Source organism: Anaerolineales bacterium (assembly GCA_015075725.1).
Taxonomy (GTDB): Bacteria; Chloroflexota; Anaerolineae; order Anaerolineales; family Villigracilaceae; genus Villigracilis.
In genome coordinates this window covers 1-11,256 of record JABTTV010000003.1, presented here as the reverse complement: position 1 = coordinate 11,256, position 11,256 = coordinate 1, and the positions used below count along the sequence as shown (strand labels likewise).

The following is an 11,256-nucleotide window of genomic DNA, read 5'->3' as shown; positions in this document are numbered from 1 at the left end:
GCTCAAAGATCTGTTCATCCGTCTGCTCTCGGAATTGGATCCGAAAACCTACGGAGACATCGGGCAGGCGCAAGGCGCCACCACTAAAGACCTTGGCAATATGCTGTGCCGAGAACTCATGAACAGGAACCGCGGACAGCTGTCCGACAAGCTCCGCGACGCCCTGTACACCATTCTCGGCGTGGATCCCGACAGGAGATCCTATATGCCGCCGCGAGCGCGGCACTCGAAAGAAAAACGGAAGAGGCGCTAAATGCTCCTTCTCTCATTCACAAGCCCCCGAAAGCCTTACGGCCCGGGGGCTTTCTCTTGCCAAGAGCCTACCAGCTTCCGCCTCCGCCTCCGCCAAAACCGCCGCCCGATCCGCCTCCGCCAAAACCGGAGCCGCCGGAACCAGCGCTGGAAGGAGCTGCATACGCGGCGCTTGCGGCTTGGGCGTCGAGGGCGTGCATGCTATTCGCAAATGCCGCCGCATTCCATGCGCCATAGCCCGTTGCATACTCGGGTTCGGGAATCTGCATGCCCTTGAACTGTTCCGCCCATTCCCTTTCAACGCCGAAAGCAATAGCATACGGCAAATACGCATGGAAGGTTTCCGGTTTAAGTTTCGGAGCATTGTGGAAGGACATTCGGTCTTTTTCCGTAACGGATAAAAACCATTTGAATCCCTCTACTTCTTCCAGCGCCTCCGCGCCTTTGACGGTTTTTTGAGGCATAAACCAGCCAAATGCCGCGATAATGGCCCCGGAGAGGATAAAGGAAGCAAACGCGATCGCGCTGAAGCCATAGAAAGACGACAAAAAAATCGGAATTGCCGCCACGGCGCCGCCGGCAATGAAATATGTTCCCCGAACCTTGCCCGGGCTTTCCCCGAATAAATCTTTGTCACGAAGCGCTTCGAATACCTGATCTTTCGCTTTCTGAATATCCTTATAAAAGCTCCCCTTCAATTCTTCCAGCTCCACCCTATCCTCGCCGTCGCCGAAGATGCCATCGAATAGTTCGCGTTCGAATGACGGCGCATCTTCCGGCGGGCTCATCTTCCGCACGAAGGCATAGGTTTGCTTATTCTTGAACAATCGTTTTTCCTCGCCGAATTCAATTTTCAAATACCCTTTGCGGGCGAGATCGAGCAATGTGGCCGTAATGCCCTCATGGGGAATATCCTGTCGCATAAGACCGGTCATTTCCATGGGCGAAAGCCCATACGGGGGTTCATACTGCGGCACAACGGTTCCTCGGCCGTCCGGTTCCTTCCCCCGCTTGCGCCATCGAAAAAACATAAAGAACAGTACGAAGACCGGGACGAACAACACGCCATTGTCAGCTACGATCTGCCAAATGATTTCCGCCCGGGTCGGTTCTGCGATCATTCCTTTCGGAAAACGAAGTGCGATGGTAAGGCCCTCTGCCGGTCGGAGGAGGCGCGTAGAGGAAAATTCGACCGTGTCCCCCGCGGCATTCGTGGAGCATGCGCGTTCCGTGGATCCATAAACGCCCGTAAAACAAGTGCTGCTCGCCGACATCGCGTCATAGCCCTTTGGGCCTGTCACCTGAACGCTCGCGTGTTCAATAGGAATCTCCCAGCCATTGCCCGTGACATTCCAGTACAGCTCCCCTTCGCCGTCGAAGAAATTAATGGCGCGATTCGTGCGATAGGTGATGGTATACACGTGCGCGCCGGTAACATACGCGTCCGGATCGCCGATGCGGAGCTTCAGATTGCCGGACGGATGCTCTTCCTTCACCTGCGCGGGCTTTCCATCCTGAAGAACCTTCGTGGCTTCAAGCCGAAGATTGTATTTCCCCCCGTATCGCTCATACGCTGTAGGAATAATCCGATAGATCCCATGTCGTTCATTGTCGCCAAAATCATAGGTAATGCGTTCCGTCACCGTGAGCGTCCTGTCCGCCGCAACGACAGCCGTCACCTGAAAATCGCGAATGGTTTCGCCGGCGGCTCGCGCAGCCATGGGGGAAAACAGGACGGCAAAAAGCGGAAGAAGGAGAAACAGACGTCGGATATTCATAGTATGGTATGTGCTATACACTATGCCGATTTCCCGCGAAACGCCAGCTTTCGGCTGCCATGGTATGATAGGAACCTATGAAACATGCGGCATCCCGCCGTCGTCCGGTATTCGATGTGATTACGATTGGTTCCGGGGTGATTGACCATTTTGCAAAAAGCAAAGCATTCGAGCTGGAGCCTTCTCGTTCGTCCCCTACAGGGTTTGATGCATGTTTCCCCTTGGGAGCAAAGCTTGCTCTTGATGACTTGAGTCTTCATACCGGTGGCGGAGCCACAAATGCCGCGGCTACATTCGGCCGGCTCAAATTCAAAACCGCGGCGGTATGCCGCGTGGGAAACGACGTTTTCGGGGGCCTCGTTACGGACCAATTGCGCTCCGACGGCGTTTCTACGGCCTTTGTGCAGGTAGATCCAAAAGTGGGCACGGGACAAAGCATTATTCTGCTCGCTCATTCGGGCCACCGGAGCATTCTGTCATTCCGGGGCGCGAGCGCGGAAATCAATACAAAGGCGATTCCGTGGAACAATCTCACCGCACGCTGGTTTTATGTCACATCTTTAGGGGGCGATGTAGGCCTTCTTTCGCTCATCCTCGACCGCGCTCTTGCCTGCGGCGCAAAGGTGGCATGGAATCCCGGGGGCGCGGAACTCGCCAAAGGACTGGATAAACTCGCACCACTCATCCGCAGGGTGGACATTTTTGATGTTAACCGTGAAGAAGCGGCCTTGCTTACGGAAACGCCGGTGCGGCATTTGAAAACCATCATGGATAAGATCGCAGACCTGCCGCGTGTGGCGCTCCTGTTATCCGACGGACCCCGCGGCGCCTACCTATCGGCGCGAGGCTGTACCTGGTTTTCCCCGGCTCTTCCGGGAAGAAGAGTAAATACCACGGGTGCCGGAGATGCGCTCGGAAGCGGATTTGTTGCCGGTTTCATGAAAACCTGCGATCTCACTATAGGACTCCGCGTGGGAATGCTGAATGCCCTTGGCGTGATTATGCAAATGGGTGCGAAAAACGGCATCCTTGAATCGTGGCCGTCGGAACGGGAACTCGCACGCGTGCGCATACAATCCGCCCATATCCGCAATTAGCCATGAAAGCCGTTCTCGATTTCATAAGCCGCTATCAGCTCGGACTCGTTCTGCTGGCTCTCGTCGCCGGTTTTATTATTCCGGAATTTTTTGCGCCCCTCAATCCGCTGAACAGCTTTTTCCTCATGGTCATTATGTTCGCCACGGGCATACGCCTAGATTATGCGGCGCTCCTTATGCAGGTAAAAGACTGGAGGACGCTTTTGCTCGCCGTTTCCATGATGATGGTGATTATGCCGTTTTTGATAACCATACCGCTTAAATTTTTTGCGCCGGATTGGACCCTTCCCTTTATTCTCGCCGCCGCCATGCCCACCGGCCTCACGGCACCAGCCGTTATGGCAATTATGGGAGGCAGAACGTCGCTCGCTCTCCTTATTTCCGTGTCCACGTCCGTGGTCGCCCCATTCGTGGTACCGATCATGTTGAACGTCCTCATCGGCGAAACCGTGGCCATCGATACCGTGAGCATGATGACGAATATATCGGTGGTTGTCATCGTTCCTCTGCTTCTTGCCGGGATTGTCCAATGGAAAGCTGGTAAGAAACGTATTCAAAAAGCGGATGCCGCCATCCGCATGGGGAATCTGGCGGCCTTTGCGCTCGTCATCGCATCGGTCACAGCCTCGAGCGCGTCTTCCGGCGCCCAAACGGGCGCCGCATGGCTCGGCATCGGCGCCGACGGCATTATTATTGTCTTCCTCATGATTGTTTTTTGGTTCGGTATTGCATGGCTCGCGGCTTCTCTGCTTGCGTGGCGCGACAAGCTCGACCGGCTCACGATTATTTTCTGCCTCATGTACATGAATACCACGCTCGGCGTATGGCTAGCCGACCGATTTTTCCGAGATACCGGCATTGCCCCAAAGCTCGTGGCTATTTTTGTGGCCACCACCATTATTCTGCCGCTCTTCAAACTCTATATTCCCGCGGAAAAACGCCGTGGATACGCACGGATATATGCAGTGGAGCAAACCTGACAGAGTTAGCGATTTGCGTTTCGTTGTTGAATTAAAAAACCTATCGCCACGTTAAATACATCCATTCACTCCTCACCACCAACGAAAACCTATGAACATTTTTATCTCCTTTAACCCCAAAGGCTTTGCCGAAAACGCCGTGCGCATACTGAAAAAAGCCGGACACGCTGTTACCGTATATCCCAAGGTGTACGGCATATCACGAAAAGAGCTTTTGCGGCTTTCCAAGGGCCGGGATGCCGTTCTGCCGCTCTTGACCGACCGCATTGACGAAGAATTCTTCCGCGCGGCCGGGCCAAAACTCAAAATCGTCGCCAACTACGCTGTAGGTTTTGACAATGTGGATTTACAGGCCGCAAAAAAACACGGCGTTATTGTTACGAACACGCCAACCGAAGCCGTCAACGAATCCGTGGGCGAACACACCTTTGCCCTCATGCTCACGCTGGCACATCGCATTGCCGAAGCGGATCGCTTTTCAAAAGGCGGTAAATACACGGGATGGAAACCAGACCAGCTTTTGGGATCAAATTTGCGCGGAAAAACACTTGGCATTATCGGCGCCGGACGCATTGGGTCCAATGTGGCCTTCCATGCCGTAAACGGCTTTGGCATGAAGCTACTGTATTCGGATATGAAACGAAATCCTGATATCGAAAAAACCTTTAGGGCGAAATATGTTTCCATGGATGCGCTGTTGAAGCAGTCGGACTATGTTTCGCTCCATGTCCCCCTGCTCCCTTCAACAAAGCATCTCATTTCCGCCAAGCAGCTTCGCCTCATGAAAAAAACCGCCTTCCTCATTAACACGGCGCGTGGTCCGGTCGTGGACGAAAAAGCGCTGTTGAAAGCCCTAAAAGCAAAGAAAATTGCCGGTGCCGCTTTGGATGTATTCGAATGCGAACCCGCCATTGACTGCGATCTCCGCGACGATTTGGAACTTAAAGCCTTTGAGAACGTTATTCTGACCCCTCATATCGCAAGCGCGACCATTGAAGCTCGCGAAGGCATGGCAGAGGTTGCCGCGAAAAACATTGTTGCCGTTCTTGCTGGAAAAAAGCCGCTGACGCCCGCAAAAGTCTGACAAACATCAAAGCCCCGGCACGCGTCGGGGCTTTTAGAACGAGAGAATGGGACCGCTCGACGGACGCAGGATCCGCGGCACTCCTTTAATGTTTGGGAATTCGATTTCAAGAAGCCATGGTTTCGCATGATGCGCGAGCAAAATGTGCGGACGCACCCAGAGCCTCTTGATATTACGAAGTTTTGGTACGTTCTCTATTTTGACAAAGGTGTAGGGAAGCCTAACCGGCGGGGACGGTTTCGCCGAGGCCGTTCGTATACCGAGAAGCTCGTCTACGCCTGCATCCGAAGCGGCGTGAGTAGCCTTTGTTCGCGAAGTTGCAAGAACAAATTGGATTTTCAACCCGAGTTCTTGCACATACGGGATGTCCCGGATAAGCGTTTGGCTTACACGAAGTTCGACGACAGACGCCGAGCCGTCACGAGGACCTATAGAATAGGTAGCTTGCTCGCCAATCTCCATCCAAAGGAGCGTTTGTTGGTGATCTACGGCCATACGGCCGTCTGGAATCGTAGGATACGAATCGCGTCTGTCGCGCGTCACAGCAACAATCCTTTTTTGTTCACGGAATGACGCTAACATCCATGGTTTTTAACGTCAATGAAGCCGAAATTACCCTCATTCATGCTTGACGTAGCCTAAAAATACGGATATGGTACGGCTCGCTTTTCCTACTGATCCCTTCGCTTCGTTCGGAGAACGTCACGGTTCCACAAGGAAGGTCGTCCATCCAAGCGTTGGTCTTTGTCACTTCCATAATAAATCATGGGCCCTTAGCTTAGTTGGTAGAGCGCCTCGTTTGCAACGAGGAGGTCATCGGTTCGAATCCGATAGGGTCCACCATAAAACATCCCTCCGAAACGGAGGGATGTTTATTTTTTCAAAAAATATATTTCGCATAAAAAGGCCGTCCGCGAGAAACGGACGGCCCAAATAGTGCACGCGCCGTGCCAATAGGGGGCACGCACGCGGAATGTACAAAAACATCGTTTCAAAAAATTTGGACTTTGTCAAGATTCTCGGGCTGTCTCTCAAACTAGGTTGTGCAAAACTAAAACACGGTGCTGCAATTAGATAAATTTCCACATTTCTCTAATCGCACACACCATGTCTACGCAAAAACGTACCCTGGGTACCTTATTTTGTCTAACGGGATTGTTTCTTGATCGAATGGTCTTGGAAGAAGAAAAGATCATCTTGTACGTCCGCTCGCCTCGACGTTGCACCCATTGTCCAACGTGCGGTCGATCGACGAAGCGAGTTCAAAAACGGGTGACGCGGCGCCTGACGCACGGATTCTGCGATGAGAAACTCGTCTTCCTTAGAAGCGACGATTCGTGACTTCCGATGTCAGCGGTGCGGCATCTTTCGTGAGGCGCTGCCTGGCATTGATCGGCGAAAGACCACAGAGCGATTCCGTTCACTCATCCTTCCGAAGATCCGCGATCGAAGTTTTTCCGCCGTGGGCAAAGAATATGGCATCTCGGCCATGTCGCTCATCCGGTCAGCCAGAAGTCTCATGGATCAGGTCCCAACGGCATGGCCCGAGGAGCCGTTCGTCCTTGGCATCGACGAACACAGCTTCGCGGGTCGCGATCTTGTCATCACCCTCACGGACATCACGCATCACAAGCTCCTCGGCATTCTCACGGATGATCGCAATGCGACGCTTGCGGCTTGGTTCAGAACCATGCCGAAACGCGCCCAGTCCTTGATCAAAACCGTGTGCACGGACATGCATGGCGGGTATCGATCTGTGGTGGAGAAAGAGCTTCCCGGCATGCCGATCGTGATCGATAAATTCCATGTCATCCAGCATTTCAATTTCCACCTCGGACAGCTGCGGAGTCTCTATACGACATCCAAATGGCCGCTCCCAAAACAGCTCCTCGAAAAGAACAAGGAGGATCTGGACGAGAAGGAACGTGTCGAACTCGACGTCATCTTCAAACGGTACCCGGCCATTGCGGAGTTTTGGAGAATGAAGGAAATCATGCGGACCGTCTATCGGATGAAGAAGCCGGAGGAAGCCGCACGCAGGTTTGACAGCCTGCTCCAGGGGCTTGAATGCGACCCGAGAAGCCGCTGGCAGGAGTTGTACCGAACATTGAAGCGGTGGCGTCCGTACATCCTGAATTACTTTTCATGCGGCAGAACCACGAATGCATATACCGAAGGCGTCCATACGAGGATCAAGCTGCTCAAACGCATCTCGTACGGCTTCCGGAACAAGTTGAACTACATCGCCAAAATGACGTTGGCGTTTATTCCAATTTTGACCCTGCTCGATCTCCTAAAGCGTCACCTTGTTTGAGAAAGAGCCGATTCTCGGCTCATACCCGTACAAAACTTTTCCCAGAATGCTTTGCAAAAAAAAATTTTTTCCCTCCCCTCTCCCTGCTACAATGGCCATGCATGCCCATATTCCCCCTAGGAAAACGAACGATTGCCGAACGTATCGAAACCGCCATGCAAAAAACAGGTGCGGTTGGAATGACCGTACAAACACTAGCAGAAACCGTTTCACGTTTGCCGGCCAATCCCGACTATGCCGGAAAATCTCCCCGCCTGCTCTTAGTCGGCGGTTTTGTACGAGACGCGCTTATGGGGATTCCATCGAAAGACATGGATGTCGAAGTATACGGCGTATCCCCGGAAAGGCTCGAAAAGCTTTTGGAAGAAGAATTCCCGCATCGGGTAAACAAGGTTGGAAAATCGTTTGGCGTGTATCACATATCGCTCCGAAGCGGAGAGGCTTTCGACATTTCTTTTCCGCGACGCGAATCAAAATCCGGCCGCGGCCATCGAGGATTCCGCGTGGAGGGCGACCCATCCATGAGCATTGAAGATGCGGCAAGGCGACGCGACTTTACCTTTAATGCCATGGCTGCGGATCCGCTTACGGGCCATTTGGCGGATCCGTTCGGCGGCTTGCGCGACCTTGCGCATCAGCGGCTCCGCATGACAGATGCGGAGCGGTTCCCTGACGATCCTCTGCGCGTATACCGCGCGCTGCAATTTGCCGCGCGTTTCGATTTGATGACAGAAACGGACACACGGGAAACCATGCGAGAAATGGTGGCGCGGGGCGACATGAACGAATTGCCCAAGGAGCGCATTACGGGTGAAGTGGAAAAACTGCTCTTGGCGGAAAAACCGTCCGTGGGATGGGAGCTGGCAAAAGAACTGGGGTTGATTCAACGATATTATCCGGAACTGCATGCGCTCATCGGCGCGCCGCAGGACCCGGAGTGGCATCCGGAAGGCGATGTATGGACGCATACCATGATGACGCTGGATGAAGCTGCCGGCCTTCTCCGCGAACAGGGAAAGGAACTCACGAGACATGAACGGTTGCAGGTAATGCTTGGTTCCCTGTGCCATGATTTGGGAAAGCCAAAAACCACGCGCGCGATAGACGGGAGAATACGAGCACCGAATCATGCTGTGGCAGGGGTAGAAACGACAAAGCGCGCGCTTGCCCGCTGGACATTTTCGGAAGGAATTCAATATGCCGCGGTCGTGATCACCAAAGAGCACCTTGCTCCCCGCGAACTCTTTTGGGCGCGTGAACGCGGGGATCTGGATGAAGCGAATTACGCCAATGCCGTCCGGCGGCTCATCAAACGCATTGCGCCCGTTTCCTGGCGCGTGCTTATGTTGGCGGCAGAAGCGGATCATCGCGGCCGCGCCGTTCCGGGTATTGAATCGGCGCCGTATGCCGCGGGTCAGGCCATGACGCAAGTTATATTGCGCCACGGTTTCCACCGCGAACCCGCACAACCGCTTCTTTTGGGAAGAGATTTGCTTGCACTCGGCCTTGAGCCCAGCCCGCGCTTTTCGGAACTGCTGCGTACCGTGGAGGACGAACGGGATCTGGGCCGCATTTGCTCCAAAGAAGAGGCTATCACCTTTGTCCGAAATCTTTTGCATAGGTAAAAGGACAAGCCCAAGGCCCGTCCTTAATTATTGCCGTCCGCGCGCCGGATGAATTCTTCCGCCCGCAAAATTACAATGGTGCCGTCCCATTCATGCAGATGAACGACGCCGTTGGATAACAGCTCGCAGCGGATCACGCGCTCCGTGTCGAGCGTATCCCATGGAAGGGCGCGAAAACAATCGCGAACGCGCATGAGCGTCCCCATGCGGAGCAGCAAGTGAAAAGAACGGCGGTTCTGAACGGTGGCGAAACGTGCGGCTTTCACGATAGGCAAATCCTGACCCGAAACGCGCCCATGCGTCAAGCGCAGAATCGTGATACAGTAGGGGTCGCTATGAAGGATATTACGCCAATTTTAAAGTCACTCGGGCTTTTGGACAGCGAAATCAAAACCTATCGCGCGGCGCTCCAATACGGTCCGCAAACCGTGCTGGATCTCACCAAACGCACCGGACTGTCGCGGCAGGCCATTTACGTGGCCATCGACAGCCTGTCGGAACGCGGAATCATGTCGAGCGCTCTACATGGAAAAAAGCGTCTGTATGCGGCCGAGCATCCGGAAAAACTTCTTGCATATGCCCGCCGCCGCGAATCGGATATGAACGAGCGCATCCGCGACCTTGAACGCCTCGTGCCGGAACTCGAATTACAAATCGGCGGCGAACGTCCCACGGTGCGAGTGTTCGAAGGAAAAGAAGGCGTCAAGGCCATTTTGGCCGACATGTACGAAGCTAAGGCAGAGCACTTCGAAGAAATCGCGGATTTAGATGCGCTCTATGCCGTGCTGGATGTGGAGGATCTCAAACCGCTTCGGACGCATACCGTCAAAATGAAAGCGCGTTCCCTACTCTCCGGCGAACCCAAAAGCATTATGCCGAAAGCAGACCGGTATTTGCTGCCCAAGGAGTATGCGGGGTTCAAGTCGAATATCACCATCTACGGCAATAAAATCGCCCTCGTGACCTTTGAAGGAAAAATGTATTCGGTCATCATTGAAAGCGCGGCGCTCGCAAAAACCCTTCGCGTCCTGTTCGATCTGGCTTTGAAAGAAGCCTCCAAACATTTTCCTAAATCATAAGAAAACCCCGCCATGCGTTTTGACGGGGGCGAGCGGCTCTGCAAAGAAGCCACGTGTATCTTTCATCTATTGTGCGCGGCATAACGAAGGAACCGTAGAAACGCGGATGGAGCATTCATGCTTGGTTTGCATGAACCAGAACGGGGGGCGATGGTCTCCGTAATCTACCCGGAAAACATCGTCTTCATCCGGCTGGAAGCGCCCGCGGAGCATGCATCGTCAATGCGGCTCGTCATTCCTGTTTCCTCCGTGTTTCCGTTCCGAACATGCGGGAATCCTACAAACGTTGTCGCCTACCCGCTTCCCATAAACGCATTCATGGGACCGGGCACCCTAGGTGTTTCCGACCTTTTTGTCAAGAAATCGATGGAAACCATGCGACCGGCATCCGCATGAATGAACATGCTGGATACTTGGCCTGTCCAAAAAGAAATAGACGATTGTAAAGAATTATTTACACATTTTGCATAAAAAAGACTTCTTTTTCAAAGAAAGATCATTTTTTGTCCAGCGCTCCCTTGACACACTTTGCGTTCCATGTTAGGTTCTCGCGTTCGCTGGTCAGACTTCTGCCAATGCGGGAGGAGAGAGACAAGTGAACAGCCGTCGAAAAGAGGGCGAAACCGGCGCATACGGTTTCTGTGCGGGTACAACTATGTGTTCAACCTTTATTGAAACCACAGACCCGTTGAACAGAGCCGCGCCGCTTCCCGCCCTCGAAATATTCCGTTTGTGATAAACCGGACGCGGCGACGAATAATCCCGCTTCCCGAATGCCGCCCCCTGAAACATTCTTTGGCCAACCATGACAGGAACGCAGTCGTCTGCGTTCCCGCCCATATCGCACGCATGGAGCATAAGGAGAGAGAGCTTCATTGCGGTGTGGGCGGGCTTGCAGGTAACGCCGTGACAATGATACATACGGTACGCGGAACCGGTTCTGCCGATGCGGAACGAATCCTGCACGTCTTCGAGCGCAAACGCCGGATGGTGACGATGACCCCTCAATCGTCTCTCCGCGCGTTTGCGCTTTCTTTTTCGCTGTTG

Annotated in this window: 11 protein-coding genes and 1 tRNA gene; 9 read left to right on the top strand and 3 right to left on the bottom strand. The window is 53.6% G+C overall.

The genetic code is table 11. The features are described 5' to 3' along the window. Window positions 1-253 (top strand): hypothetical protein (locus HS100_23030; GenBank protein MBE7436803.1); only part of this gene is annotated, 253 nt, incomplete at its 5' end. 67 nt (window positions 254-320) lie between these two features. On the opposite strand, the gene HS100_23025 is transcribed toward HS100_23030, so the two are convergent. Then, the gene (locus HS100_23025; GenBank protein MBE7436802.1) at window positions 321-2,030 is read right to left on the bottom strand and encodes a DUF2207 domain-containing protein; all 1,710 of its coding nucleotides are present in this window, start codon (window positions 2,028-2,030) and stop codon (window positions 321-323) included. A 77-nt stretch (window positions 2,031-2,107) separates the two neighbouring features. On the opposite strand from HS100_23025, the gene HS100_23020 reads away from it, so the two are divergent. From HS100_23020 to HS100_22995, 6 genes are all read left to right on the top strand, one after another. Then, window positions 2,108-3,127 (top strand): carbohydrate kinase family protein, encoded by a 1,020-nt coding sequence (locus tag HS100_23020; GenBank protein ID MBE7436801.1) that lies wholly within the window; start codon window positions 2,108-2,110, stop codon window positions 3,125-3,127. A gap of 2 nt (window positions 3,128-3,129) precedes the next feature. After that, window positions 3,130-4,107 (top strand): bile acid:sodium symporter, encoded by a 978-nt coding sequence (locus tag HS100_23015; GenBank protein ID MBE7436800.1) that lies wholly within the window; start codon window positions 3,130-3,132, stop codon window positions 4,105-4,107. Window positions 4,108-4,198: 91 nt separating this feature from the next. After that, a complete protein-coding gene (locus HS100_23010; protein ID MBE7436799.1) occupies window positions 4,199-5,191 on the top strand; it encodes a D-glycerate dehydrogenase in 993 nt (330 codons plus the stop codon). 767 nt (window positions 5,192-5,958) lie between these two features. Then, window positions 5,959-6,034, top strand: a tRNA-Ala gene (locus HS100_23005). Window positions 6,035-6,494: 460 nt separating this feature from the next. After that, window positions 6,495-7,505 (top strand): ISL3 family transposase, encoded by a 1,011-nt coding sequence (locus tag HS100_23000; protein MBE7436798.1) that lies wholly within the window; start codon window positions 6,495-6,497, stop codon window positions 7,503-7,505. 101 nt (window positions 7,506-7,606) lie between these two features. Continuing rightward, window positions 7,607-9,130, top strand: coding sequence for a hypothetical protein (locus HS100_22995; GenBank protein MBE7436797.1), 1,524 nt, complete (start codon window positions 7,607-7,609; stop codon window positions 9,128-9,130). A 23-nt stretch (window positions 9,131-9,153) separates the two neighbouring features. Here the strand turns inward: HS100_22995 and HS100_22990 are convergent, their stop codons facing one another. Further along, window positions 9,154-9,396 carry a hypothetical protein gene (locus HS100_22990; protein ID MBE7436796.1) on the bottom strand — a complete coding sequence of 81 codons (243 nt, stop codon included), beginning with the start codon at window positions 9,394-9,396 and terminating at the stop codon, window positions 9,154-9,156. Between the two features lie 69 nt (window positions 9,397-9,465). Between HS100_22990 and HS100_22985 the strand changes: the two genes are divergently transcribed. Then, window positions 9,466-10,209 (top strand): hypothetical protein, encoded by a 744-nt coding sequence (locus HS100_22985; protein MBE7436795.1) that lies wholly within the window; start codon window positions 9,466-9,468, stop codon window positions 10,207-10,209. Between the two features lie 117 nt (window positions 10,210-10,326). Further along, complete coding sequence (locus tag HS100_22980) at window positions 10,327-10,605, top strand: hypothetical protein (protein MBE7436794.1); 279 nt, start codon at window positions 10,327-10,329, stop codon at window positions 10,603-10,605. 165 nt (window positions 10,606-10,770) lie between these two features. Here the strand turns inward: HS100_22980 and HS100_22975 are convergent, their stop codons facing one another. Further along, window positions 10,771-11,217 (bottom strand): hypothetical protein, encoded by a 447-nt coding sequence (locus HS100_22975; protein ID MBE7436793.1) that lies wholly within the window; start codon window positions 11,215-11,217, stop codon window positions 10,771-10,773. Window positions 11,218-11,256: the final 39 nt, after the last annotated feature.

Excerpts from the sequence above, each read along its gene's own strand:
- HS100_23025 (MBE7436802.1), bottom strand. The coding sequence starts at position 2,030 with ATGAATATCCGACGTCTGTTTCTCCTTCTTCCGCTTTTTGCCGTCCTG.
- HS100_23020 (MBE7436801.1), top strand. The coding sequence starts at position 2,108 with ATGAAACATGCGGCATCCCGCCGTCGTCCGGTATTCGATGTGATTACG.
- HS100_23015 (MBE7436800.1), top strand. The coding sequence starts at position 3,130 with ATGAAAGCCGTTCTCGATTTCATAAGCCGCTATCAGCTCGGACTCGTT.
- HS100_23010 (MBE7436799.1), top strand. The coding sequence starts at position 4,199 with ATGAACATTTTTATCTCCTTTAACCCCAAAGGCTTTGCCGAAAACGCC.
- HS100_23000 (MBE7436798.1), top strand. The coding sequence starts at position 6,495 with ATGAGAAACTCGTCTTCCTTAGAAGCGACGATTCGTGACTTCCGATGT.
- HS100_22995 (MBE7436797.1), top strand. The coding sequence starts at position 7,607 with ATGCCCATATTCCCCCTAGGAAAACGAACGATTGCCGAACGTATCGAA.
- HS100_22985 (MBE7436795.1), top strand. The coding sequence starts at position 9,466 with ATGAAGGATATTACGCCAATTTTAAAGTCACTCGGGCTTTTGGACAGC.
- HS100_22980 (MBE7436794.1), top strand. The coding sequence starts at position 10,327 with ATGCTTGGTTTGCATGAACCAGAACGGGGGGCGATGGTCTCCGTAATC.